This window comes from Paenibacillus sp. 7516 (assembly GCF_002272715.1).
Taxonomy (GTDB): domain Bacteria; phylum Bacillota; class Bacilli; order Paenibacillales; family Paenibacillaceae; genus Paenibacillus; species Paenibacillus illinoisensis_A.
In genome coordinates this window covers 97,798-124,706 of the sequence record NZ_NPBI01000012.1, presented here as the reverse complement: position 1 = coordinate 124,706, position 26,909 = coordinate 97,798, and the positions used below count along the sequence as shown (strand labels likewise).

The following is a 26,909-nucleotide window of genomic DNA, read 5'->3' as shown; positions in this document are numbered from 1 at the left end:
AAAGCCGCGGCCATTCGGCCACGACTCTTAGCTTCTTCCTTTTATTTACCGGATGGACTTCCGATATTCACGCTGCCTGTCAGACGGATATCATCTGACGCACTGCCGACATAAACAGATACTTTACCCTTAGGCATTACCCACTTATGCGACTTCTCATCCCAATAGGACAGTGCACTGCGATCCAGTTTGATTTTAACGCGCTGCTGTTTGCCTGCCTTCAGATCGACTTTGGCCCAGCCAGCAAGTTGTTTTTCAGGTGTTTCCACACTCGTTGGCAGATTGCCTACATAGACTTGTACAACTTCTGCACCAGAAACTTTACCGGTGTTTCGTAGGTTCAGAGACACTTCTACGGTAGCATCGTCCCCTTTACCTGTGTTTTTCACATGCAGGTTGCGGTAGTCAAAGTCAGTATAAGACAATCCGTGTCCAAATGCGAACGCTGGTGTCATGCCTTCTTTGTCATACCCTTTATAGCCTACAAAGATGCCTTCAGAGTATGTGCCTACGCCATTCACACCCGGGAATTGTTCCGCGGTGGAGATCGGCGTTTGCGAATCGTCTGATGGGAACGTCACTGGCAATTTACCAGAAGGGTTCACATCACCGAACAGAACGCGAGCTACCGCGTTACCTTGTTCCTGACCTGCGTACCAGGCTTGAACAATGGATGGAACTTCTTTTTGCCAGGAATCCATTTCCACAGCACGGCCGCTCATTTGTACAACAATCGTCTTCGGATTTGCTGCTGCAACCTTGCGAATCAATTGCTCCTGGTTATTTGGCAGTTCCAGATCGGAACGGTCCACATAACCTTCGCTGTCATACGTACGTGTCACGACAACGGCAACATCAGATTTTTTGGCCAGATCCACTGCTTTTTGCATTTTGACATCCACGGCATCTTCAGGTGCTTCCCAGCCGAAACGCATTTGGGCACCCATGTCATGGCTTGTCTGTACCGGGAAGTCGGTACGGTATTCAATCTTAATGTTGTGGGATTCGCCTTCTTTTAACGTAATTGCTTTCTTCGTTGTGCTCAGCGTTTCACCCTGATTTTCTACGAGCAGCTGATCATCCACGTACAATTTCGCAGATCCCAGGCTGGTCAGAGACAATTTGTAATCACCCGTTTTGGGTGCTGTAATGGAACCTGTCCAACGTGCGGACATTTTACTGTTGAATTCCGTTGGTGTAACCGGAAGCTTGGATGACTGGGCGTTGAACCCTTCATAGTTATAAAATCCAAGATTCATGTTGACCTGATTGTCTGTACGAACCAATGAAGGGTCACCTTCCATGTTCGTGTTGGTCCAGTATTCGGCATGAAGACCATATTCGGCTTTGTCTGTACCAACATTCTGCTCGCTCTTCTCGGCATCTGCCGGAGACAACAGTGTGGATGGTACTGCGGAAGGACCGTTAAATGCATCCCCGGCGGAGATAGGATCCGTTCCGGCTGCATATTTCACTTCCACGCCATTGCCTGCACGGTTACGAATACCTTCAAGCGGACTCACGGTATATGTCGGGTTAACGAGGCTGCTGCCTCCACCTGCTGCAGAAGCCGTGTCTGCATCCGGTCCAATTACTGCAATGGAATTCAGTTCTTTCTTCGAAAGTGGCAGCACGTCATTGTTATTTTGCAACAACACCATGCTCTGCTCAGCGATTTCCCGTGCTTGCTTACCGTCTGCCTTCGCATTAATTTGCGTATTGGTTACAGGGTTGTCGAACAGCCCTTTCTCGAACATTTGGAGCAAAATGCGGCGAACCTTCTCATCAATGGTCTGCTCGCTGACTTCACCTTTTTTCACGGCTTCCAGCAGCTGTGTTCCCCATTTGCCATAAGGCTCCCCTGGTGTCTCCAGATCCAGACCCGCGTTAGCCGATTTGGCTGTACTGAAATTGGCACCGTAGTCACTCATGATGAACCCTTCGAAGCCAAACTGGTCCTTGAGCAGATCAGTCAGCATCTCCTTGTTCTCACAAGCATATGTACCGTTCACCTGGTTAAATGAACACATGGCGGAACCGAGATCCGCTTTTTCAACCATAGCTTGGAATGGACGTGCATAGACTTCCTGGATGGCACGCTCGCTCGCTGTTGCATTCGTTGTGAAACGCTCCGTTTCCTGATTGTTCAGGATGTAGTGCTTCGCCGTTGCAATCACCGGGTTGCTCTGAATTCCGTTGACATACGCTGCACCCATGCCGGAAGCCAGCAGTGGATCCTCACCCAGGGATTCGAAGTTGCGTGATCCCCATGGTGTACGTGCAATGTCCAGACCAGGACCAAGAACAACGTTATGTGTTGTATCATGGGCTTCCTGTCCGATCAGATCACCATATTGTTTGGCAAGATCGGTGTCCCAGGATGCTGCCAGGGCGATCGGCGCAGGCAGTGCCGTGGACTTTTTGCCCTGCACATCCGGATTGGCAACCCGTACCCCTGCTGGTCCATCCGCCATCTGTAGGGCCGGTATGCCAAGACGCTCCAATCCATCATTATAGAAACCATAATAGTTATTTACTTTACCGGTAACGAATCCGACTTTCTCCTCCAGCGTCATCGCTTTGAGCAGCAGCTCGGTGCGTTCCTTCGCAGATAAGGATTTGTTCATCCAAGGGCGATCAGCCCCGGAATCCGCTTCTGCGGCAAAGGCGTGTAACGGCATGGCCGCAACCGCCACGATGATTAACAGCATAAACCATCGTTTAAGGAAAATCAGGTTGAGTCTTCTGTTCATGTTTGTAAGCTCTCCTTCTCTCTTGATCATTTTTCTTGCACACATTGTTTGGATACATGTATACAAGGGAATGCAAACTGGCTTGTCCCAGCCCTTCAAGCATTCAGGCAGCCTTGCACATCGCTACGAAAAGTGCAGCTCGACAAGCGAGCGAGCAATTTCGCTTTCTTACGATAGCCGACCTGTAAACTAATTGCATCCCCTTAAATATGGAAATAGAGCCGGAAGGGGTGAATTAGTTCTCAGGTATGATGTCAGGAATAATTCGTATAACAACACATGAAAACGAGTTAATTACATTTTTGTAACTTTAATCATACAAAATATTTACTTTTAAAAACAGTCGTTATGACCCACTTTTGATTTAACAATTAATTCAATTAATTATCATATTTAGGAATTTCGATTGAACACCTGGGCCCAAAGTCTGTTTGAAAACGAATGCAATAAAATCCTTCGTTCTACATGAAAAATAAAAAGCAACCGAAGTCCCGTTTAACAGGTACCCCGGCTGCTATTTCTTGATTAATCACTTCTAACTAGTGTCGCATTTCTCCACTCGAACTTACTTAATCTTACATCTATTCTGACTAACCGTGTCACCTACTCTGTCCTAATCTTGCCTGCGATCTCAAGAGAGTTCCTACTAGCTCTTCAGCTGCGCTAGGATTTGTGGATCCTTGATCTTCTTATCTTCCGCAAGCAGCATGATTTTGGATAAAATCTCCGCTGTTCTTGGGTCTTCATCCAGGAATGGCAGGAAGATTCTCCCCCGATGCTGACTATGCACAGGTACGATATATAGCGCACCAGTTGCCTGTTTAAACACATTGGCACTGCCAAGATGAACGGCATATTCGCCGAGTTCACCTTCGATCCGTGCATAATTGCCATCGAGTCGTACATTGTCTATCTTGAGTAAACGCAGGGATTCATTCACGATAACATGACGCATTTCAATGGTTGTCAGACTGGCTTCCGGATCCACACCGCCCACATGCGCAACACTGACCACCAAATCAACATCACGCATGACCTCCGAGAAGAAGACCTTCGGTACATCTTGCAAGGCTACAGGCTTATACGTTTTGCGGTCATAAAATTGTACTGTCTCCAGCGTAGGTGCTTCCGTATCTGCCGGAGAGAACCAGTCTGCCATGGCATACAGATTAGCAATCAGGTCATGCTCATAGCTGACTTTCTGCAAGCCTTCTTCATAACTGACGGTCCACTGGTGACCCTTGAGCAGGGCAACCGTCTTTTTCGGTTGGATCTGATACCCGGCGTACCGGCGGGAGACGATTCCATTCGCAAGCTCATCCTCATTTGGAAGATACAGCTCACGGAAGACCTGTTTGAACGGCTGACGTTCCTGACGGGTGAACAGATCCCGCTGGAATTCGCTCCATGTCCCGCTGCGGAACAATTGCAGCGGATGGGCAATCACCAGTGTATCCTGTTCCTGCAATACATGTGTGGTACTATGTTCCTCAGGTACAATCAGGCAGGCAGATTCCGCATCAAAATACCCCAAACGGTCACCTGACTGGAACACCAACGTGCGAATCAGCGGACGAATGACCGGATTTTGCATGAGGCTGGCCACTTCCTGGACGGTAAAGGCAGTCTCTGCCGTCATGGAACGCTCTAGCTCCTGTTTTGCCCGGCGATACTGCTGTACCAGTTCCCCTTTTAATTCCTTCAGTTCCGTAATGTATCCGTCTTTCTTGAATCGTGCAGGTACCGATTTGAGTGTCTTCCCTTTACTTACAAGAACCAGCTCGGACTGACCATCCTCATCAATGACCAATTGTGCTGTCGTTGTCTCATCCAGAGCCTTCGGTTCAAAGTAGGATTTCATCTCATCCAGCTTGCTCGCTTCCATGTTCCAGATCAGCCGGGTGACATCCGTATACCCTGCATTACGGGCAAGGTTGCCAAGAGCAATCTGCGCGGCTGCACCTTCGCTGGCACGACGCTGGGCTCCAAATTGCTTGCTCTCCAGCAGGAATTTCTGAATAAAATCATAACGTTCCCGCAGATCCTGTTCCTGCTCAGCCTGAAATGGAATCAAACTGTATGTGAGCAGATGGTCCTTATTGCGCTTCTCCTGTACAGATTGACGCATGTCCTCCAGACGAAGCTTCCCTAACGCTGCATCGGCGAACAACTGGGATCTGCGGTGGTTTGCTCCACCGGAAATGTATTTGGCACAATCATATAACAGATTGAACCGTTCCTCGCCGACAGCAGCATAAGCTTCCTCGAACCAGGCAATATCAAATGCTCCTTCGTTGAATTCCTGCGGCGATATCGGTGAATAGTGAGCGACGATGGTTTCTTTTTCAGCCGTAAATCGTTCATTAATGTGGGCATGGAAATACCATGCCGCACTTCGAAGTCCTTCCCATCCCAGATGCTTCGATACAATCTCCATCCACTGCGGTGCGTACATGGCCGCTTCCAACAGCTTTTTCTCTTGAATCGGATATTGCTTAAGTAATTGACCCAGGAGAGTATCATCCTCACCCTCACGTGGATGGCAAACTTGAATCAGGTGACTGAACGTCTCCTTGCGTGTTGTGTGATCTCCGTAGCTGTAGATGTAGCCTCGTACAAACGTATCCTTATCCATGGCTGAGACCAGATGCACCCAATGTTCCATGCCTTCAATGCGTTCAAACTTCATGGCCAGTGTGCTGACTTCCGTGGAAAGCTCACCTCGTGTCAGTTCGATCTCCAGAATTCGTTCAACGACGGTATTCCGCAGCTCTATCAGTTCCGGATCATCCATGATGCCTTCGGTGCGTGTCGATGTCAGCTCACGAATGAATGCAAAACGATCCCCGCCCGTCAGCAACTGACGATACATGGTCTGATCATCAATCAAACGCAATTTGAATGCCCGCACGTAATCTTCTAATGATAACAGGGAGAAACGCTGTGTCTTTCCCACAAGGTTGATGAACTGATAAGCCGTTTGGAAGAATCGTTGGAAACTGGCATCATCATATATTCTGCTTCTTACCAGGTAGTTCCACCGTTCCGTCAGGATATGAAGCATGCCAGCTTCCTTCTCCAGTTGATCGTCCGGCATACTGGCGATAATGGCAGCCCATGTCTTCTCCGCGATCTCAAATGTATCTGCAGGGTTGCTGTCCCTGAACGCTGCTGCAATCAATTCAGCAACCTGATCCTTATAGGTCAGCGAAGCCGCCATCTGTTTCATTTCTTCCATATAGGAAAGAGGATAGGTCTGTTCGGCAAAAGACTTGCGCCAGCCTTCCAATAATGGGATTTTGCTTAATTCGTTATAATCATATTGGTCGTGATAATAGCTGTAATGTTCATCCAAGTTGCCGCTCAGTGTGCTGAATTGCAAAATAAAATAAAGCTGCATGAGTTCCTGGCTGTTCAGATTACTCTGCGCAATGTACGCCTCCCAAACATCGTGGAGAGGATATTGCTCCATCTGTTTCATCTGACTTCGTTCCGCATAGGAGACCATGGAGCGCAAGCTCACTCCAATCAAAAGCGTCTCTCGGTATCCCGCATAATATTCCACTTCATACTCATGATCCCTGTGTTGGTGAACCAGTGCATCTAATCCTTCCATAAACCGTTTGGCCTTCTCCAGCGAAAGCGTAAAAATCTCCTTGGGATTAAAATCACCAAGATCACGCTTCTCCTGCAGCAGCGGCTCCACCCGGGATGGGTCGAACAATCCAAAACCATTCGAAGAAGTATACCGGCTGCCCTCTTTCGTTAACTTGTCCAGCAGATTTTGCTCCTTCGCGGTAGGCTTCTGGATCAGTCCGGCTAACGGCTGTAATTGCTCATGCTGATCTGCACGTTCCGGATCCGCCGAAATTTCGGTCAACAGCTCAAGTGCACCAAGACGCTGCAATTCATTCTTCGCTTTTAGCAAACGTTCCAGTGAAACCGCCAGTTGATCCACAGGTTGCAGCAAAAGAACCTGAATGACCTTCTGCCGAAGTGAACCCGTCTTGAGTTTGAGCAAGGCCTCCATCTGTTTCATCTCGTCAGTAGTCAGCTCAAGCTTCCTCACTTTGACTAGGGCAATCTCCCGGTTGGTCATGCTCTTGTCGGACAGGCTCTCAAACACAAACTGTCTTTGCACCTCGTTATCGGGCTGCTGAACGAACTGGGATAACAGCTCGCCTCGAAGTTCCGGGCTCAGCATGTCCTTGATTGCAATGACTTCTCCGATCCAATCAGGGTCCATATCATACGCAGCCAGATAGAGCATTTTTTTGACCACATCATTCCGTTCAATCCGGTAATGGACATATTCAAGAACGCCAGATGGGCCACCTTCCCCTCCCAGAGGAATGCGGTCCAGCAGCTGCTTCAACTGATCGAAGTCCTGACGCCGAATTTCCTTGTCTTCAAAGATGGGCAGGGGCGAAATATGAATGCTGCGCAGATTCTCTCCATCCTCGAAGTGCCAGTTATGCATGTACATGGCATCATAGTTTTGGATTATCCAGTGCATCAGCTCCAGATCCTGTACGTCCAAATATCGACGTGCAATGCTTAGTCGCAGGTCACGATTCTGACTGTTGGCAAGCACATATTGCGCAACGATTTTCTGATACAGTTGGCCGTGATCCATAATACGGATCAATTTGTCATTGAGACGGTCCTCTTCAATAACAGCCGTCGCCCACAGACTGATAAATATCTTATTGGCATTTGTATCCTGCTCCCAATCCTCACGAACAGCTGCATCGGTCAGCGCTTCATAGGCTTGCTCAATCAACTGTGATGCAACGCGCGAATTGGCCGCTTCAATTCCGAGCCCTGTCCATATGGCTAACGCTCTAACCACTGAACTGAAACGAATCAGATTGTGATCGATGATTACTTTTAATATGTATATAAATGCTTCAATGGTTCCTTCATCCATCCGTTCAACGATACTCTGGCGCAGTCCTTCCTGCAGCCTTGCTGCCACAAGCAGCTCACCCACCATATGGTACGCCTCTGACTGGTCACTCATGAATATACCTTTGATCATCTCACCCGTAAGCAACGCTGACTGATTATCGCCATATATGATCTCGTGTAATGCCAGCTTCATATCTCCGTTGTCATGGTCCAGTTCATATGCGATGCAATCCGGAAGTACGGATCGAACCTCAAACAAATGATCAAACTTGTATTCACGAACCGATACATACTCGTCCAGGGAGAACTGGCGAATCTCCATGCGCAGCAATCCAATGAGTTTGCGGATTACCTGTCCAAAATGCTGCTCAGGATTGGCAGTTCGATAAGGACGGCGTTCGTACATGACACTGTATGGAAAATTGGTAGCGCGGTCAGCAATATAACGGAATCGTTCGACCAACCATTCATTCGTCAGCTGCTCAAGCACGTTCAGCAAGGGTTCGAATATGGGCTTTCCCGTTTCGGCTGCCTGCTTTTGAAGAAATTCCTCTGTATTCAGATATACTTTTTCATCTCCACGCAAATACGTGGAACCAGCCATCTCCACCACATATCCTGCAAGCTCCTGCCAGGCCCCGTTCAATGATTCTGCCTTCTCTTGCATTCCGTTGATATACACCTGTTCATTATCTTTCTGATTCATCCAATCTCCTCCTTATCGTTTATTACCACAAGCGGCCGGCAAGCATGGTAAACCGGATAAACACCAATTCGTCACCTTCCTGCAACTCCAGTGGTGCATCCAGCTCGGGCAATTCCTCATCATTGAGGAACACTTTGTATAATCCATCTTCATAAGCCATCATAGCCGTTTGAACCGCATGCTCCAGGTCTTGAATCTCCTCATTGTACACTTCATCAAAACCGACTTTTCCCGTTGATCCCTTACGTTGAATCTCCTCAGGCATAAGATAGGTGAGTAACGCTGCACTGTTTCTCTTCTCCTGAAGAGCGTTCACCTGCACGTGAACCATATGTTTGATTAGCTCTCGTAACGTTCCGGTTGTTTCCGGAAGTGCTGTGGCTTGCTTGGCAAGTGCAGGCTTGCGTTTGCCCAGGCTTTTGACCGTGACCCATACGTTCACAACGCCCCCTCCTTCTTCTATATGAACTGACTAGTTACGTCTCACCAGTCTAGTAAAAACACTAAAAATACGTACACATGTACCCCTTATTAGCATCATAACCAATATTTCCGCCACAATCATGAGCCATTCCTCACGTTTACCTGAAACCTGCGAACTACTGCACCCCCAACGTACTTACGCAAAAAAAAGCCGGGTTGTTCCAATAACCTTGGAACTCCCAGCCACATCAATATTTATGCAGACCTGAATTGTGTTATGAGAAAATGAACAGCATTGGATTCATCTGGCCAATCGCATGGGGCGAATCGTCACAGCCGCCGTTTTGAAGCCTGGCATACGGCAATAAGGGTCCAGATCGGGCCTTGTCGCCCGATTGACGTTCTGAATGCCACCCCAATGCATCGGTACAAACAGCGTGTCTTCGCGAATATGTTCCTTAATACGGGCACGTACCGTGAAGCTCCCATGCACAGATTGAATCTCGACCCACTCTCCATCCATAATTCGATTACGCGCAGCTGTACCCGGATGAAGTTCAACAAAATTCTCCAGTTCACGGGCTTCCAGTGTTGGGCTCCGATGCGTCTGTACGCCAGTCAGATAGTGAGGAAGTACGCGGCCATTGGTCAGAATCAGAGGGAATTCCCGCGAGACATCTTGCCAACCAGCACTTAATTCACTTGTAAATGTAGCCCTGCCGTCCTCATGGGCAAACCGCTCACTGAACAGCAATCCTTCACCCGCATCCTCCAGAGAAGCGCATGGCCAATAGATGCCTTTCTCCCTCCGCAGACGCTCGTAGGTCATTCCGTAGTAATCTGCAACTCCGCCCCGGCTGGCCAGTCTGAGTTCATTGAAGATATCCTCGGCACATGCATATTGAAAATAAGACGCTTTGCCGAGTCCGCTGGCAATGGAGCATAGAATATCCCAATCGTGGCGGGTCCCCCCCGGTGCCGGTCTGCCCTGTTCACGTAACAGCACCCGGCCTTCCAGATTGGTCAGCGTACCTTCATTCTCCAGATAAGCCGTGACCGGAAGCACCACATCAGCCATCTTCGCTGTCTCGGACAGAAACATATCTGCCACGACCAGAAAATCCAGCTTGCGAAGACCTTCTTCCACCAGGCGCACATTGGGATTGGATACAACCGGGTTGGAGCCCATCACAAGCAATGCACGGATCTCCTGCTCATGAACCCGTTCCATCATTTCGTAGGCAGATACACCTTTTCCTGGCAAGGTTTCAGGCGCAACTCCCCAGACGGATGCTACATGTGCGCGGTCCTGTGCATTTTCTATGGAACGATATCCCGGCAGCTGATCGGCCTTCTGCCCATGCTCTCTTCCGCCCTGTCCGTTTCCCTGTCCAGTGATCGCACCGTAACCACAACCTGGTCTGCCGATTTTTCCAGTCGCCAGTACCAAGTTAAGAAAATGACGGACCGCAAGATGTCCATCCGTTTGCTGTTCCACTCCACGCGCAGTCATGATCATGCCTGTCTCGGCCTGACCATAGGCCATTGCAGCCTGACGGATCAGGGTCAAGTCCACCCCGCATTGTACTGCCGATTCTTCCAGGTCTATCTCGCTCAGTGCATTCTGCAGACTCTCATACCCTTGGGTTCTTGCATCAATAAAATGCTCGTTCACAAGCCCAGCTTCCATAATGATCTTCAGCATGATGTTCGCAAGCAGTGCATCCATACCCGGTTTGATCTGCAAATGAAGGTCGGCAATGGCTGCAGTAGCTGTCCTGCGCGGATCAATAACGATGATATAGGCCCCATTCTCCTTCGCCTTGTTGAAATAAGGCAGCAGGGTCGGCTGGCACTCTGCAACGTTGGTCCCTGCAAGTAGAATGCACTCGGCCCGGGGGATGTCGGACAAGCGGAATGTCAGCCCCCGGTCCATGCCAAACACCTTAGTTCCTGCAGAGGCAGCAGCAGACATACAGAAACGACCGTTATAATCAATATATCGTGTCCCAAGAGCAACCCTTGCGAATTTTCCTAGCAAATAGGCTGTTTCATTGGTGAGGGAGCCCCCTCCATATACACCGATTACATCGGCACCGTATTGATTCTGAAGACTGGTAAAACGCCCTGCGATATATGCAGTGACTTCAGGCCATGAAGAAGGTATCAGTTCACCATCCCGGCGGATGAGAGGCTGCAGAAGTCGCTGTCCACTCAGTGCATGCTGATGTGCATTCATGCCTTTGACACACAATCTTCCCTGTGAAGCTTCATTCGGCACGCCTTCAACGGTATACGTGGCACGGCGCTCACCAGCAATGGGCCCAGCAACTTCCTCGACGGTCATTTTGCACTGTACGCTGCAATAGGGGCATTGAGTCTCCCGTACATGCAGTTTTGAAACAAACGAACTGTGTTCCATTGATGTCTTCATTCCCATCTTCACTCCCTTCCCTACCTTTTTGATCAAGTAAGAGTCAATTCGCTTACCGTTCTGCCCGCCAGCTCGTTCTGAAATTGTTGATCCAGCAGATTTTCGCGGATTGATATGAATCCCAATCGCTCTACCCATGCCCAGAGGGGTTCATCGTACCAGGCGGTTCGGCGATACCACTCCAGGCATGCCGAGATCAGCCGCACTGCATCTTTCTCCGTCTCGGCAAGTCCGAGGAGTCCCCCTTCTTTTACCGGATGGGCCGCATGACCACCCGCGTAAACTTCCCAGCCGGCGGGAGATTCCTGCAAACCGATATCCTGCACAATCGGGCTTACCCATGAGCTTGCTCCACCCGACAATACGACCCTCACGGGAGTAGGCATATCTGCATTAACCCACCTGAATTGAAGGTCCTCTGCCATGGCTTCGAACGTCAGATCACCTGCATGGACCTCGATACCCACAACCGTACCCCGCAGGATATCGTTCCGGTTCCCAGCCTGATCAGGCTGCTGTACACTTATCCACTTTCCGGTTATCTTCAAATAGTAACGAAGTGCAGGTTGGCAGATATCGCAGCCTTCTTCTGTTCTCCAGTCCAGCTGCTGCATGATTCTTCTCATTCCATCTCCCTCTTGAATTCCATACAGATGGTGATGGTCTGCTGAAGCTGCAAGCTCAGAGGGATCTCCATCCGACAACCGATTGAGCCCTTCTTTCAACGAGGCATGGCCCAGATCCGTACAACTGCAAACGGGCCACTCTGTCGTTTTCGCCGCAGCTGCTGCTTCGCTTGCATTACCGCCATTTTTCTGGAGATGCAGGGTGTGCTTCACCAGGGCGGTAACCATTGGACGACATCCGCCGCAGGAACCGGAGGCTTTGGTATGCTCCTTAACCTGTTCAGCAGTCTGCAGCCCTTTATCCTGTATGGCCCTCATGATCATCACCTTGCTCACATTGTTACAGGCGCACACCGTCTCATGATCAGGCAATGCTGCTGCCGCCTTCTCGACTGGATTCGTCCCTTCCTCGCGCGGAGCGAGTTCTTCGATGCCAGCCCCACGCTGTACGAGCCCCAATAGGCTGGCACTCTCCGTCGTATCCCCGAACAGGATCGCTCCACTTATGTGCCCTTCCTTCATCAATACTTTCTTATACGTACCGCGAATACCATCAAACATCTGTACAGCCGTCCGCATTTCTTCCCCGCTAATGTTTCCGGCCGAGAACACGTCAACGCCAGAGACCTTCAGTTGGGAATATGGAATAGAACCCTTATACTCTCTTGTCTCCTGCCCACATAAAAAACGTGCGAGTACCTTACCCTGCTCATACAAGGGGGCTACCAGACCGTAACTGATTCCCCGATGTTCGGCACATTCACCGACAGCATACACATCAGGTACACTGGTACGCATGTAATCGTCGACCACAATCGCCCGATGGGTCCTGATTCCGCTCCGCCTGGCCACATCAACATTGGGGCGAATGCCCACGGCCACAACGACAACCTGTGCTTCAAGCTTGGTTCCATCTGTAAATTGAAGCCCCTGAGCCTGGGACCGACCCACAATTTTTTGTGTGTTTTTGTTTAACAGGAAAGACATCCCCTGAGCTTCCAGCTCATGCTGCAGCATGGTCGCTGCCTGCAGATCCAACTGCCGATTCATAATGTAAGGTGCGTTATGCACCACAACGGCTTCCATTCCCAAATGCAGCAGTCCGCGGGCAGCTTCAAGCCCAAGCAATCCGCCACCAATAACGGCCGCCTTACGATGTACTTTGGAATACGCGGACATACGTGTGCAGTCATCTATGGTGCGGAAAGACATCACTCTCTCTTTATCCACACCAGGAATGGGCGGAATAAACGGAGCTGACCCTGTCGCAAGGATTAGAATATCGTAGGACTCCCTCATCCCAGTTAACGTTTCGATCGTTTTGGACGGAGTATCAATCTTGTGGACCGTCTCTCCCGCACACAGCCGGATGCCATGATCCTCATACCAGCTCCAGTCGTTAATGATAATGTCCTGCAGATCGTGCTCACCCTGCAGCACTTTGGATAACATGATCCGATTGTAGTTGGGACGTGGTTCACTTCCGTAGATGACAATCTCATATGTATCCGGAGATACGGCTACAATCTCTTCCACACACCTAACACCTGCCATCCCGTTTCCGATAACGACCAGTTTCTTCTTGCTCATGGGCTGCCCCCTGTCTCTGTGACATGTTGAGTTAAAAATAAACAGAAAAATCCCTTCTCCATGGATCGGAAAAGGGCACCGTTGCCTCCGGAATTCACACGCCATTGTGTGATTTCATATAAGATTCAGATTACGGCAAACCATATTATATGTCAACAAAATTAACACATAATTCTGGATTAACTTTCAAAATGATTTATTTAAAAATTCAATGTTATTTTTCTTGACATACATAAATTCTCTTTTTATAATTTGAATCAAAATCACCGTGCTGTGATCAAATCAGGTGCAGGAACACAATGACGTGTCCTGCCTGCCGGCAATGAGGCCGCAAATCGTTCATCATCTGGACGAATTGCGGCCTTTTTCTGCCTGAACTGCACAAAGACAGGGTAAGATTATTCAATTGGATGAGGAGCGATGCTGAATGGTGGAGAGCAAAAGTTTTTGGAAGAGCGGGCATAAGCCCAGCCTCTTCGGGGCATTTCTGTATTTTGATATCAGTTTTATGATTTGGGGCATGCTTGGCCCCCTCGCGGTCGTTATTGCCATGGACTACCCGATGACCCCTCTGGAAAAAGCCAACCTGGTAGCACTACCCATCCTTGGCGGCTCCATTCTTAGACTTGTGCTTGGCTTTATGTCCGATTATATTGGTCCAAAACTTACGGCCCAGATCGGAATGTCGATTACGCTAATTCCGTTATTGCTAGGCTGGTTGTGGGTAGACTCGTTAAGCCAGCTGTACGTTGTTGCCCTCCTGCTTGGCGTTGCAGGTGCCTCATTTGCCGCCGCCCTTCCACTCGCTGGACAATGGTATCCCAAGGAGCACCAGGGACTTGCCATGGGAATTGCCGGAGCAGGGAATAGCGGGACGGTGCTCGCTACCCTTTTTGCCAATCGACTAGCTACTCATTTCGGCAGCTGGGAAGTTGTTTTCGGACTCGCCATCATTCCAATCGTGGTCGTTTTCATCCTTTTTTCTATCTTCGCCCGTAACAGTCCCAACCGACCAGCACCGAAGAAGCTCTCTGAGTACGGCACCTTGCTGAGACAAAGGGATGCCTGGGTATTCTGTGCATTTTATTGTGTTACCTTTGGCGGTTTCGTGGGATTGTGTAACTATCTGACCATCTTCTTCAACACCCAATATGGCTTGTCTCCTGTCCGAGCCGCTGATATCACAACCTTTTGCGTTATTGCCGGAAGCTTCTTCAGACCTGTTGGCGGTTACTTGGCTGACAAGATCGGTGGTACGCGAATGCTGACATTCCTATACACTGGTGCCTGTGTCATGCTTGTAGGTGTATCCTTCCTCCCTCCACTTCCTGTGGTCGTCGTCATGTTATTCCTGGGCATGATGTGCCTTGGGGCTGGTAATGGTTCCGTGTTCCAGTTGGTTCCACAACGTTTCGGCAATGAAATCGGCCTGATGACAGGCATTGTCGGCGCGGCAGGTGGCTTGGGCGGATACGCACTCCCTCTGATTCTTGGTCAACTGTACAGTTCCTATCAGTCCTATACGCCGGGATTCGTCATCCTTAGTCTGATTGCAGCCGCATCCATGCTGCTCGTACTGGTTATGCAGTCCAAATGGCGCGGCCAATGGCTGAAGAAATCTTTTACGAGCAAAACGGAATCAACATCCCTTTCTTCATAAAGAATACAGGTGACTAATCACACCTAAAAAGAGAACAGCACAGCCCTTCGGCTGCTGCTGTTCTCTTTTTGTCAGGATGGATATTTGCGAAAAACAACGACGGCATTATGCCCGCCAAAACCAAACGAATTGGACATTCCGATCTGCATCTCTGCCTCTCTGGCTTCATTAGGTACATAATCCAGATCACACTCCGAATCTTGCTGCTCCAGATTCATGGTCGGTGGAATGATGCCATGCTGCAAGGTTTGAATCAGTGAAATGGCTTCCGCTCCACCGGCGGCTCCCAACATGTGCCCCGTCATCGATTTATTGGCCGTCACGGGAATACGATAGGCAGCTTCACCGAAGAGCTGTTTAATCGCTCGGGTCTCCGAGAGATCTCCCGCTTCGGTACTTGTTGCGTGGGCGTTAATCACATGCACGTCATCCGGCTGAAGCTTCGCGTCAGCAAGCGCAGCTCTCATGGCCAGGAATGCTCCGCGGCCTTCCGGATGGGTTGCTACCATATGATATGCGTCTGAACTGGCACCATATCCAACAATTTCAGCCAGGATATTTGCGTTTCTAGCCAGAGCGTGTGATAGAGACTCTACCACCACAATCCCCGCACCTTCTGCCATCACAAACCCATCTCTTCCAGCGTCAAAGGGGCGACTCGCCGTTGCGTAGGCTTCGTTTCTTGTTGATAACGCGGTAGCATTACCGAAGCTGGCCAGCGAAACTTCCGTGATGGCTGCTTCAGTTCCCCCGGCAATAATGACATCTGCACCTCCGTCACGAATCAGCCGGAAGGCCTCACCTATGGCTGTATTTCCGATGGAACAGGCAGTCACAGGTGAAAGAGTCGGTCCCCAACATCCGAATTTCATGCTCACCATGGCAGCTGCCATATTGGAAATCATCATTGGCACAAGGGTCGGACTAACTCGGCCGGGACCACGTTCGGACAAGAGCTTTCCTTGCTCCATCAGTGTTTGAATGCCGCCGATGCCGGAACCAATGTATACACCAACCCGTTCCCTGTCCACTTTCTCCATATCCAGTCCCGAATGCACAAGAGCATCGTCAGCTGCCGCTACAGCAAATTGGCAAAATCGATCCATACGGCGGGCTTCCTTGCGTCCGAAGCGACCCTCTACGTCAAAATCTCGGACAACACCAGCCATTTTGGTTTTATATGAAGTGGTATCGAAGCTTTCAATTAATGATATTCCTGACTGCCCTTTCACAAGTCCATTCCAAAATGTATCTACATCATTGCCCAGCGGCGAGACAATTCCCATGCCGGTAATCACAACACGTTCGCGTTCCATATCTAACTCATCCTCCCTAGCCATTCAGGCTATCCGACTGAACTTCTGCATTTATATTGGCACGTGCAGTATCCTATTACAAGTTGTGAATTATAATAGTATAATGACTACCATGATAAATGAGGTTGGGGTGGAAAGAGATGAACCAGGATGTCAGACTTCAGGCTTTATCCGTATTTTTGAAGACTCAACGTGCCAAAATAGCTCCCGCAGCGGTCGGTTTGCCGGAAGGCACCCGGCGCAGAACACCGGGACTAAGAAGAGAAGAGGTCGCTCAATTGGCGGGCGTAAGCACGACTTGGTACACCTGGCTGGAACAAGGAAGGGATATTCAGGTATCCCATTCAGTGCTGGATAATATTGCTTCCGCACTCAAACTGACCCCGGATGAACGCAAGTACTTGTTCTCCCTTGCCATGGAGCATTACTCCGAACTGCATATCCGTGAGGAAGAACCCTATCAGCTCCATCCTTCCCTGCAAAAAATACTGCAGGAGCTCCAGAATTGTCCCACCATTATTTCCGATCGCCGCTGCTACATTGTTGGCTGGAATGAAGCAGCCAGCCATGTCTTCATTGATTTTGAGCAGATTCCTGCCGAACAGCGAAACATGATTAGCCTATTATTTGAACGAAAGGAATTTCGGAGACTGGCAGTCAATTGGGAGGATTTTGTCCTCGGATACCTTGCGATCTTCCGTGCCTATTATGGCCAATATGTCGATGATGAATGGTACAATCTGTTTCTGAATGAAATGATGGATCGATATCCGGAGTTCCAGTCCTTGTGGAAGCAAAGCAGCGTGAGCAGTGCACCAGACGTACTGATTGAATTCAGACATTCCAGAGCCGGCAAAATGTTGTTCAATCTGACCTCGTTACAGGTTCAGGGGAATACCGATCTGCGTTGCAGTATATACACTCCTGCACAGGATACGGCCACCGAGCGGAAATTGGTGCGCCTTATGGAACGTGAGAAGGAACGTCAAGCCAGACCTAACGTTTAAACGGCGGCATTCCAATGCAACCAAACGAAAAAAAAGATCCGAGCGGTTTCGCTCGGATCTTTTTGGTGATCATCCAACCCTTTTCATCGGATATGGATCAGATCACTCTATGCATAGCAGATGTTATTCGAACGCCGGAATGGCGATGTCTGCATACTTCTCTTGGAAGAAAGCCTTCACTTCAGGGCCTGCCATGCGTTTGGCCAGCTTCTGAATGGCTTCGGAATCCTTGTTGTCCTCACGTGCAACCAAAGTGATGGCAAAATGGGAGTCATCCTTTTCCGTGAACAGTGCATCCTTCTTCGGTGTAAGTCCCAGCGGGCTTGCATACGCCGGTGTCATGGCAACCAGATCTGCATCATCCAGCATGCGGGCCAGCATGAGCAGGTCTACTTCCTGGAACTTGAAGTTCTTCGGATTCTCGATAATATCCGCCTGTGTTGCGTTGAATCCTACGCCTTCTTTCAGCTTGATCAGACCGTTTTGTTCCATCATCACGAGTGAACGTCCGATGTTGGAAGGGTCATTGGCAATAGCGACCGTTGCCCCCTCAGGCAGTTCTTCAGTGGTTTTGTACTTTTTGGAGTACGCACCGTAGATCGCGTTGTAGATCGGCTGTACAGCTACCAGGTTCGCATTATTGGCTTCGTTGAATTGGTTCATGTAAGGCACATGCTGGAAGAAGTTAGCGTCTACTTCCTTGTCTTTCAATGCCGTATTCGGTTGAACGTTATCGGACAGGACGACAACTTCCAAATTCACGCCATCTTCCTTGAGCAGCGGCTTCACAATATCCAGTACATCGGTCATTGGTGGAATCAATGTAGCCACTTTCAACGTCACTTCCTGAGTCGCTTGGCTGCCTTCATTATTACCCTCCGCAGCAGGTGTCTCTTCTTTTTTGCCGCACGCGGATACAACCAGCATAACTGCAAGCAGCATAAGGATCATTTTTGATTTCATTTTCATTCTAACCCCTTCATCGTGTAATCTGTAATGTCATCCTAAATTCTTCTCGCCCTTTAACCTTGTTTGCCTCATGATCTGCGATCAAGCCAGCGGGATAATCTGCTTCCGGTAAACTGGATCATCTGCACCAGAATGATCATAATGATGATCGTAAATACCATGATCTCCGTCTCGAACCGCTGATATCCGTAACGAATGGCAAAATCGCCAACACCTCCACCGCCGACAATGCCCATCACCGTGGAATAGGAGATAAAACTGATCGTTGCAGTCGTCAGTCCGAGTACAAGGCCTGAACGTGCTTCAACATACAAAAATTTCAGCACAAGCTGCATGGTTGATGCACCCATCGAGGATGCCGCCTCAACCACACCTTTAGGCACATCGAGCAGTGCCTGCTCTACTAGTCGGGCATAGTAGGCAATCGCGATAACGGAAAGCGGCACTGCCGCTGCCAATGTCCCCATCGCCGTTCCCACAATCATCCGCGTGAACGGAATCATGAATACGACCAGCAGCAGAAACGGGAACGAACGAATAATATTGACCAGGCTGCCCAGAATCGTGAACAGCGGCCTGTTCTCATATCGTTGTCCTCTTCGGAACAGATACAGCAGCGTGCCGAGTGGAAGCCCGATCAGGACAGCTGCTCCAATCGAAATGCCAACCATGACAAAGGTCTCTCCGATCGCCTTCCATATCTCATCCTGGTACTTCAATATGGATTCAGGTATCATTGTTCCTCGTCCTCCGTTTCCCATGGCGCCGCCTCTTCACCTGTAAGCAAGGAGGTTAGCAAATCCGGCTGTGGTGCGGGAATACTGCGCACTTCCGCTTCCGTTAGCGTTCGGACAATGCGCCCTTCCTGCATCACGGAAATTTGGTGGCAGAGTCTGCGCGCAACCTCCATCTCATGCGTAACCAGCACGATGGTCACACCCAGTGTTTCATTCACATGGCGCAGCACATCCAGAATACCGTTCGTAGTCTGAGGATCGAGCGAGGACGTTGGTTCATCGCAGAGCAATACATCAGGCCGGCTCGCAAGAGCCCTCGCAATGGCCACGCGCTGCTTCTGTCCTCCGCTTAACTGGGCGGGATATTGTTTCGCCTTATCCTCGAGACCCACGAATCTCAACACCTCAAGTCCGCGTTCTTCCCGTTCTCTCCGGGAAACACCCGCCAGTTCAAGAGGCATGCATACATTGCCAATCACCGTTCGGTTGCTCACCAGATTAAAGTGCTGAAAAATCATGCCGATGGAACGACGCGCCTGACGTAGGGCTCTTTCGCTCATTCGGGTCAGCTGCTGTCCGCCAACAGTTACTTCACCTGAGTCCGGCTTTTCAAGCCCGTTCAGCATGCGGAGAAGCGTTGATTTGCCTGCACCACTGGAGCCAATGATACCGTGAATCTCCCCCTGCCCCACTTCAAGCGAGACAGAGCTTAACGCCTCGAATCCCTGATCAGCCCGGGACCCGCGTTCGTTATAACGCTTGCTTACGCCGTATAATGAAATCATGGAGATTCCTCCTGCGATTAATCATGCATGGTCCTTCGAGAACACATGAAGAAAGCCCGCACAGCCGATAACCGGAGCGCGAGCAATCCTGTTCATTTATAATAAAGCAACATTCCGTGTGAGACAAGCCTTAACGAGAGATATCTGTTTTTAAATCGTTTACATGATACAAGCTGAATCTGCCGTTCGAAGAACCGATGTAGATTTCATCTCCTACCCGATTTATTGTGCCATTTTTGGCATCCCGATCCCGATGTTCCGGCGATCCCATGACCACGTCATGCACTCGGCCGACCAGTGTACCATCCTCTTTGTTCATGATCAGAAGATCCTCACCCATGGGTAACAGGAGTTGATCATCGATAACCAGGTAACTTCCCTGGTTGGTAGGGTATCTCAAGGAAGAAATCGTATATTGTGCGTCCCAGCGCGTTTTTCCCGTATGATAATCCAGTGCGGCCGGATAGCCGTTCTTGATTACATATATCCGATCGTCTGCCACAAGCCCTCGCTCAACCTTGTCGTTTAACGACCATCGTTTTTTATCGTTCTTGGCATCATACAGTGTCGTTGTAAAATCGGAATAATCCCCGTAATGCTCACCTTGCTTATTTTCGCGGATCAACAGCATGCCATCATTCAGCACTTCGAAGCGCTGTCCGTTCCGGGCTTGAAAGTGAGCCAGTTTCTTGCCTGAATTCAGATCGATTAACACCCACTGATCCCCTAGCAGCATCCAACGTTCAGGCTTTGCCTCCGCAAATGGATCAAGACGGGTGATTCCGTCGAAGTACGGATCATTCTCGATATGATCCACAGTAGGCTTACCGGTTTTGATCCTCCATACCGTACGACCTGATAGCGGGTCAGCTGCAACTAGTTGATTTTTCTCCCAATACATCACATACGGGTCAGCTGCCGTCTGGTTGAACAATTGATATCCGGCACTTAGCTTCTTAGTCCAGAGGGTTTTGCCATTAGAACTGTTCAGCACGGTGATCCGTCCCTGACTGGAGCCTTCCGCAACCGGGCTATCCACCACCACAACATTCTTCGCAGCTGTAATACCACGAAGTGAAAGCTTGGAGCCGGCTTTGTACTCCCACTGCACTTTCCCATCCGATAGTTTGATGTGACGTACGCGATCCTTGTACTCCTTATCTCCCGGAGCATAAGACGTAAAGAGCGTTACGCCCTCGCGTTTCGCATCCAATTGCGCTTGGAGTGCACCGAAGCCTGCATGGATCTCCCACACATTTTCCCCGGTATGTCGATCAAGGGCGTACACGGATTTGTCATAATGCATGCCGCTAAATCCACCGTCGTCTCCTTTCATCAGAAGCACATCCGCTGTTGCGGCTTGCAGAAAGGGATAATTCAGCTTGCCCTGATTGGTCCATGTGGATTTCCACGGTAACGTTGCAGGGAGTGTTTGGCCAAGAATTTTGGTTGTGAACTGATAGTCGTCCGAACGACTGAAATGCCAATCCGAAGGGACCACATTATTACGATCATCCACCGGGATGTTCCAGCGTGTCTGCACCAGCTTTCCTGTCTTGCCAAACGTTACCAGAAACTGTGCGTCTTCCCGCTCATATCGCCAGGTCTGTCCAATGCTCATGGAAACATTGGTTTCATTCAAATTCTGGGAATGCTCTTTCCAATCCGGCTCGCCGAGCCACTGGGCAACTTGTTTTGAAGTAGTGCTATTATTTAATAAGATATCCGTCAGATGACGCACATCCGTTGTAGACATGGAGGCCTGCTTCCCGAACCAGCCGTCCGTTACATTCACGCGCTGCTGTACATCCTTCGCCCTAACCCAGATTATGGCTGGACGGTATACGTTCGACTCTTTGTTCCAGGTCCGCGGAGGAACGGAGACACCATACCAATCCTTCGTCGCTGCAACAATTAGCGCATGATCCGTTATTGAACCGGCAGAAGGCCAGCTTGTCTGGCTTCCAGGATACAGATACAGTTTACTTCCCGCCCGGAGTGTAAAGTTCTGCGGAGTGGACCTTTTCATCGTCTGGCTTTCCTTGGATGCGTACCATCCCGGTACCCAGAAACTCGCGAACTCGCTATGATTCAATCGGATCCATTCTCCGCGAACAACCTGTACTTTCATCTTATCCCCGCCGGAGGTATATGTAGATATTCTCATCAGATCAATGGGAACCTTGTGATCAACAGCTTGGTCATACATAGGCAGGCCTTTTCCCAAAGTTACGGTTTCTCCAGCCTTATAGGTTATGGATGCCGATAGGGCTTGTGTAACTGATTCTGAGGCTTGGCCTTCACGGGCAGCCACATTCAGATCCAGCAGCATGTATCCTGTAACGATCACAGCAGCTACTCCGGTAATGGTGATCCACCTGTAACCCTTTTTTCGCCAGTTCCCGCCTGTCTTCACGTTGGTTCACTCCATCCATTTGAAGTTATTTCCATTAAAGACGTTTTGAACAAGAAAAAGTTACTGTACTGCCAAAATAAAATGTCCGTCCCTTCTCTTCATCTGACATCCAGCATCGCCGGGTAATAAGGGAATTGCCAGCCTAGTGTGTAAGCCATAGTAAGGGTTGTTATAAAATAAAACACAAAATACAGATCCGCCCGGGAATACCCGGTCTGGATGTAATACGTCCGACTCACGCCATCTGCGAATCCTTTGGCCTCCATGGCGATGGCCATACGCTCTGCCCGCCGGATGCTCTGCGCAAGCAGGGGAATGGCATACCGCTTCAATGTCCCATATACGTTCCAGTGTGAGACACGCTGCTGCGTACCGCGAATGCGGATGGCATAACGCAGCGTCTGGAATTCGTCCAGCAGAATGGGAATCATGCGCATGGCAGCCAAAAAGCTATAGGCATACTTGGGCGGCAGACGCCATTGCTGCATGAGCGAGTAGAATAGACGAACCGGACGTGTGGTCAGGCCAAACAACAATCCTGCAGCCGCCATGCTAAGAGAACGGAACCCCAGGTGCAACCCGCGATAGAAGCTCTCCTCCGTGATATGTATCAGTCCATATTTGTACCACGTCGTTTCTCCTTTACCAAACATCATCATGCCTGTGGAGGTGGAGATAAATATCAATATAAAAGGCGACGCATAGAGCAGCAGCCGATGCCAAGGATGACCCGTCCAGCATAGTAACAGGAGCATTACAATCGCTACATTGATCATGACGTTCAGATTGTGAATAAGAATAACGAATACAAACATCAGCGTCAGAAAAATAACCTTAAGGCCCGGATTCACGGCGTGCAGCCAGGTTTCACGATGGGGAAACGACAGCTGCATGCGTAACCCTCCCCTCTTCTACAGTCCACACTTTCGTACAATATCTGTTCACGATCTCCTGATCATGTGTCACCATGACAACGGCCGTCCCCTCACGACGCAGGCGCTCCAGTTGTCCCAGCATGGCAAATGTATTTCGTGCATCCTGTCCGAATGTGGGCTCATCCAGCAGCAATATCCGCTGTCTGCGAACCATAGCCGAAGCTACACTCAGACGGCGTTTCTGTCCCATCGACAATTGATAGGGATGCCTCCCAGACAGCTCCCTGAGTCCAAATTGCTCCAGCATTTCAATGCTTCTGGCCCGTCGCTCTTCCGCAGCAAGTTCTCCGCCGAGTAAGGAAAATTCCACCTCATCCAGAACCGAATTCGTAACGAATTGAAATTCCGGATTCTGAAACACGAATGCAATGCGGTCAGCCAGCTCTCTGGTCCTGCCGGGCCGTTGTCCTTCAACACGATAATGACCCGTCGTTTTCAGGATATTCATTAGGGAAAGCAATAATGAACTTTTTCCAGCGCCATTTGCTCCAACGATTCCTACCCAATCCCCGTGAAATACGTCAGCGTGATCGATCTGTACAACCGGATTCTTCCCTCGCCACCCTGTGAATTGCCTCAATTCGAGTGCTGGATGGTATAAACCTGATTCCCTGGAATCATCTTCTTCGACTTCTGCGCGACTGCCGGATCCGGACGTCACATGCTTAAAGGCATCTTGTGAATCCTGTCGCTTCGCTTCAACCTTCCGGGCACCACGTTCCTCCCATACTCCCGGATACCAGATGCCATACTCCTTAAGCATATCCCTCTCGTTCGCAAAAACCTGATCCGCCTGGCCGTCAGCCACAATCTCCCCTTCGGGTGATAGCACGATGATTCGGTCAACCACGTCCACAACCTCATTAATTTTGTGTTCCACGATAATGAGTGTCTTCTCTTGTGCGACCTGCTTCACCGTATCCCACACCTGCGTGGTTCCCTCATTATCCAGCAGTGCTGTTGGTTCATCCAGAAACAGAACATCCGGCTCCATGGCAAGAATGGAGGCAATCGCAAGGCGCTGCTTCATCCCCTGGGACATCGATTGAATCCACGCACGATTATGTTCAAAAGAAAGGCCAACAAGCTCCATATAATGTTGAATCATCTCAGGCATCCGGTCCCTTGGGATATTCCGATTTTCAAGCACAAACGCAATCTCTTCATCCGTATAGGACATGCAAAATTGGGTATCCGGGTCCTGGAATACAATGCCCGGCTGCATCGGCACCTGAATCTCGTCGCATTTCATCGGAATCTCCACGGACCGTGGAATAAGACCGCTCAATATTTGCAGCAGCGTGGACTTGCCTGAACCACTTGGACCGAGCAGCAGCACTTTTTCCCCTTTACGCACGGAGAGAGACAAGCCCTGGAATACCAGGTCCTGCTCTCCCGGGAACTTGCATCTTAGATTGGTAACGCCTACCGCCTGCGAATTCCCTTCTCCGTTCATCTAGTCCAGTGCCTCATAATCCTGCTTGGAGACCGGTCTCAATGACCGGGTGACGCCTGTCAGTTCAAGGGCTTTCGCAAGATAATACGCAAATACACCTGCAATCAGAATGCTTCCAATGAAGCGGAAACCGATAAACAATGTGTAATTCCACGCCGATAACGAGTCAATGTAACCATACTGGTAATCAAGCAAAAGTGAAGCTGCTGCTGCACCAATAGCTGCAAGACAGGTGACGAACAGATTCGTTTTGCGGTACAAAAACGCGGCGAAGAAGATCTCTGCGCCCAGCCCCTGTAACAGACCGTAAACCAAGGTGGACATCCCCCATTCACTCCCGAGAAAAGCACTGACGGTTGAGGCTGCAACTTCAGCCAGAATGGCCACCCCCGGCTTGCGAATGATGACATAAGCGAACGTGCCCGCCATAAACCACATGCCATAGATCATCTGTTCCGCATGCACGCCGAAAGGCTTCATCAGATCATACGTCGGTCCCCATATCTTGTAGATGACCCCGAATACAACCGCGATCACGATCGTCACCAAAATATCGGTTAACTTCAATTTGTTGCTGCGCACTGTTGTTGACATGTTCTCGACTTCCTTTCTCTGCTCCCCATAAGGTTATGAAATGAAAATAAAAAAAGCCTCCCCGGTTCCGGGAAAGCCTTATGCACAGTGTCACATACCATGATTGAAGTAACTCAGAATAAAATGGAATCGGGTTCAATTCACGAGGCAAGCCTGTTTCCGCTCGCATTCCGAGATCGATCTTTCCCATTTTCGTCCACCTAGTTACTTATCATGAATTCATGTTCTCTACGCTGGCATTACCCAGATCAGATATACGGTCAGCGGCATAAGGCCCCAATCTCAGCCCAACTTCATTGAGCTCCCGGTTCACTTTATTTCATTGCTACTAATGTACACCACATGGGTATTTGTGGCAATAACCTATAAGTCGGACAAGGTTTCACACTGGTTAATTCCGTTTATAGAAAGGATGCGAATTCCATTAATATGAAACATTTAGGAGATATTGGCCGTCTATATACGGGAAAGGGGATTGATGATATGAATACAACCAACACAACCTGGCAGCAAAAAAAGTGGAAATGGATCCTTGCCGCTTCGATCGTTACCGCAGGAACGGCACCTGCACTGATGTCATCCAATGTGGTGAAAGCGGCAGCGATACACCAGCCTACAGCCTATATTAACAATGTTCCTGCTGAATATGATGTGGTTATTCGCCAGGGAGTTACGTATGTGGCGCTCACTGAACTGAAATTTCTGGGTGACTATACTTTTGGGTACAACAACAAAACAAAACAAATTAGCATTAGTACAGGAAGCGACAAGTATGTACTCACCCCTAACAGTAAAACTATCAAGAAAAACGGCCAGGCTGCAACACTGTCCTCCGCTCCAATTCTGGTAAAAGGCAAAGCCATGCTGCCGCTTCGTGCAATCGGTGAAACCTTCGGTGCAGAAGTTCGATGGAATCAGGCCGCCAAGGAAGCTTATATTTATGCGCCAGATGCATCGATTATTAAGGAATACAACAGTTCTGACCTGACGATTGCACGTGAAGCTGCACTCCGTCTTCCACGTTTTTCGGATTTAAAGCAGGCACGCCTGGACATCCGTAATCCACTGGGTCCTGTCGACTCATCGATGACTTACATTTTTGAAAAAGGACAGAAGGATCGCTTTTTCGTCAACGAGGATAATGATCTCATCAGTTACTACGAAATCAAAAATGGAACTGCCCTGCTGAAATGGCAGGCCAACGTGAGCAGTGCAGCCGGAACAATCGGAGATCTGTTCTTCATCAAAACCAAAGCTGTAGCAGAAGCAGGGAAGCGACCATCGGTAGCAGGCCAAACTCTTGTATCATTTAAATACTCTCAGATGCTGGAAGAAACTTCCTATGAGGTCATGAACAAGTCCGGCTCCATTGATTCGGGTTCCACTGCCCCGGAAAAAGACAAAATCATCGTTACCGTTCCAGAAGAAAACGAATGACTACTGAGAAATATAAGAGACATGCAGCATTTTTAAAAATCTCTTCATCTAGTTTTATGGTAAACGCAAAAAGGCATCCTTGAGGGTGCCTTTTTGCGTAATATAAATTTAAGAGGGTCTGAACAATGCAATTGTCCCCGCTCTATCTTTTCGT

General features: G+C 49.4%; 16 protein-coding genes. 3 read left to right on the top strand and 13 right to left on the bottom strand.

Annotated elements, in window-relative coordinates:
- Positions 1–41 precede the first annotated feature (41 nt).
- The 5 genes from CHI14_RS11785 to nirB form a co-directional block, all read right to left on the bottom strand.
- On the bottom strand, positions 42–2,753 hold the full coding sequence (locus CHI14_RS11785; RefSeq protein WP_095288635.1) for a beta-glucosidase: 2,712 nt from the start codon (positions 2,751–2,753) through the stop codon (positions 42–44).
- A gap of 646 nt (positions 2,754–3,399) precedes the next feature.
- The gene (locus CHI14_RS11780) at positions 3,400–8,370 is read right to left on the bottom strand and encodes a DUF4132 domain-containing protein (protein ID WP_095288634.1); all 4,971 of its coding nucleotides are present in this window, start codon (positions 8,368–8,370) and stop codon (positions 3,400–3,402) included.
- 22 nt (positions 8,371–8,392) lie between these two features.
- On the bottom strand, positions 8,393–8,812 hold the full coding sequence (locus tag CHI14_RS11775; RefSeq protein WP_095288633.1) for a hypothetical protein: 420 nt from the start codon (positions 8,810–8,812) through the stop codon (positions 8,393–8,395).
- Positions 8,813–9,094: 282 nt separating this feature from the next.
- Positions 9,095–11,233 carry an assimilatory nitrate reductase catalytic subunit NasC gene (gene nasC, locus CHI14_RS11770; RefSeq protein WP_481856411.1) on the bottom strand — a complete coding sequence of 713 codons (2,139 nt, stop codon included), beginning with the start codon at positions 11,231–11,233 and terminating at the stop codon, positions 9,095–9,097.
- 26 nt (positions 11,234–11,259) lie between these two features.
- Entirely contained in the window at positions 11,260–13,443 is a 2,184-nt protein-coding gene (gene nirB, locus CHI14_RS11765) for a nitrite reductase large subunit NirB (RefSeq protein WP_095288632.1), read from the bottom strand.
- 430 nt (positions 13,444–13,873) lie between these two features.
- Between nirB and CHI14_RS11760 the strand changes: the two genes are divergently transcribed.
- Entirely contained in the window at positions 13,874–15,103 is a 1,230-nt protein-coding gene (locus CHI14_RS11760) for a nitrate/nitrite transporter (RefSeq protein WP_095289082.1), read from the top strand.
- Positions 15,104–15,174: 71 nt separating this feature from the next.
- Here the strand turns inward: CHI14_RS11760 and fabF are convergent, their stop codons facing one another.
- Positions 15,175–16,419 carry a beta-ketoacyl-ACP synthase II gene (gene fabF / locus CHI14_RS11755; protein ID WP_095288631.1) on the bottom strand — a complete coding sequence of 415 codons (1,245 nt, stop codon included), beginning with the start codon at positions 16,417–16,419 and terminating at the stop codon, positions 15,175–15,177.
- A gap of 140 nt (positions 16,420–16,559) precedes the next feature.
- On the opposite strand from fabF, the gene CHI14_RS11750 reads away from it, so the two are divergent.
- Positions 16,560–17,426 carry a helix-turn-helix transcriptional regulator gene (locus tag CHI14_RS11750; protein ID WP_095288630.1) on the top strand — a complete coding sequence of 289 codons (867 nt, stop codon included), beginning with the start codon at positions 16,560–16,562 and terminating at the stop codon, positions 17,424–17,426.
- Positions 17,427–17,549: 123 nt separating this feature from the next.
- Here CHI14_RS11750 and CHI14_RS11745 read toward each other — a convergent pair whose 3' ends face one another.
- The 7 genes from CHI14_RS11745 to CHI14_RS11715 form a co-directional block, all read right to left on the bottom strand.
- Positions 17,550–18,389 carry a MetQ/NlpA family ABC transporter substrate-binding protein gene (locus CHI14_RS11745; RefSeq protein WP_095288629.1) on the bottom strand — a complete coding sequence of 280 codons (840 nt, stop codon included), beginning with the start codon at positions 18,387–18,389 and terminating at the stop codon, positions 17,550–17,552.
- 74 nt (positions 18,390–18,463) lie between these two features.
- Positions 18,464–19,132: a methionine ABC transporter permease gene (locus tag CHI14_RS11740; RefSeq protein WP_095288628.1), complete on the bottom strand. Its 669-nt coding sequence runs from the start codon at positions 19,130–19,132 to the stop codon at positions 18,464–18,466.
- Positions 19,129–19,917 (bottom strand): methionine ABC transporter ATP-binding protein, encoded by a 789-nt coding sequence (locus CHI14_RS11735; RefSeq protein ID WP_095288627.1) that lies wholly within the window; start codon positions 19,915–19,917, stop codon positions 19,129–19,131. Before CHI14_RS11735 ends, CHI14_RS11740 begins: the two co-directional genes overlap by 4 nt.
- Before the next feature lie 130 nt (positions 19,918–20,047).
- Positions 20,048–22,333, bottom strand: a complete 2,286-nt coding sequence (locus tag CHI14_RS11730) for an outer membrane protein assembly factor BamB family protein (protein WP_095288626.1) — start codon at positions 22,331–22,333, stop codon at positions 20,048–20,050.
- 98 nt (positions 22,334–22,431) lie between these two features.
- The gene (locus tag CHI14_RS11725) at positions 22,432–23,226 is read right to left on the bottom strand and encodes an energy-coupling factor transporter transmembrane component T family protein (RefSeq protein WP_095288625.1); all 795 of its coding nucleotides are present in this window, start codon (positions 23,224–23,226) and stop codon (positions 22,432–22,434) included.
- Complete coding sequence (locus tag CHI14_RS11720; RefSeq protein ID WP_095288624.1) at positions 23,201–24,724, bottom strand: ABC transporter ATP-binding protein; 1,524 nt, start codon at positions 24,722–24,724, stop codon at positions 23,201–23,203. Before CHI14_RS11720 ends, CHI14_RS11725 begins: the two co-directional genes overlap by 26 nt.
- The gene (locus tag CHI14_RS11715; RefSeq protein WP_095288623.1) at positions 24,725–25,318 is read right to left on the bottom strand and encodes an ECF transporter S component; all 594 of its coding nucleotides are present in this window, start codon (positions 25,316–25,318) and stop codon (positions 24,725–24,727) included. It lies immediately after the preceding gene.
- 429 nt (positions 25,319–25,747) lie between these two features.
- Between CHI14_RS11715 and CHI14_RS11710 the strand changes: the two genes are divergently transcribed.
- A complete protein-coding gene (locus CHI14_RS11710) occupies positions 25,748–26,755 on the top strand; it encodes a copper amine oxidase N-terminal domain-containing protein (RefSeq protein ID WP_095288622.1) in 1,008 nt (335 codons plus the stop codon).
- Positions 26,756–26,909 lie beyond the last annotated feature (154 nt).

What these genes read in the sequence shown, in the direction of transcription:
- CHI14_RS11715 (WP_095288623.1), bottom strand. Translation starts at nt 25,318, where the DNA reads ATGTCAACAACAGTGCGCAGCAACAAATTGAAGTTAACCGATATTTTG.
- CHI14_RS11780 (WP_095288634.1), bottom strand. Translation starts at nt 8,370, where the DNA reads ATGAATCAGAAAGATAATGAACAGGTGTATATCAACGGAATGCAAGAG.
- CHI14_RS11720 (WP_095288624.1), bottom strand. Translation starts at nt 24,724, where the DNA reads ATGAACGGAGAAGGGAATTCGCAGGCGGTAGGCGTTACCAATCTAAGA.
- CHI14_RS11745 (WP_095288629.1), bottom strand. Translation starts at nt 18,389, where the DNA reads ATGAAATCAAAAATGATCCTTATGCTGCTTGCAGTTATGCTGGTTGTA.
- CHI14_RS11725 (WP_095288625.1), bottom strand. Translation starts at nt 23,226, where the DNA reads ATGCAGCTGTCGTTTCCCCATCGTGAAACCTGGCTGCACGCCGTGAAT.
- fabF (WP_095288631.1), bottom strand. Translation starts at nt 16,419, where the DNA reads ATGGAACGCGAACGTGTTGTGATTACCGGCATGGGAATTGTCTCGCCG.
- CHI14_RS11750 (WP_095288630.1), top strand. Translation starts at nt 16,560, where the DNA reads ATGAACCAGGATGTCAGACTTCAGGCTTTATCCGTATTTTTGAAGACT.
- CHI14_RS11740 (WP_095288628.1), bottom strand. Translation starts at nt 19,132, where the DNA reads ATGATACCTGAATCCATATTGAAGTACCAGGATGAGATATGGAAGGCG.
- CHI14_RS11785 (WP_095288635.1), bottom strand. Translation starts at nt 2,753, where the DNA reads ATGAACAGAAGACTCAACCTGATTTTCCTTAAACGATGGTTTATGCTG.
- nirB (WP_095288632.1), bottom strand. Translation starts at nt 13,443, where the DNA reads ATGAGCAAGAAGAAACTGGTCGTTATCGGAAACGGGATGGCAGGTGTT.
- CHI14_RS11735 (WP_095288627.1), bottom strand. Translation starts at nt 19,917, where the DNA reads ATGATTTCATTATACGGCGTAAGCAAGCGTTATAACGAACGCGGGTCC.
- CHI14_RS11710 (WP_095288622.1), top strand. Translation starts at nt 25,748, where the DNA reads ATGAAACATTTAGGAGATATTGGCCGTCTATATACGGGAAAGGGGATT.
- nasC (WP_481856411.1), bottom strand. Translation starts at nt 11,233, where the DNA reads ATGGGAATGAAGACATCAATGGAACACAGTTCGTTTGTTTCAAAACTG.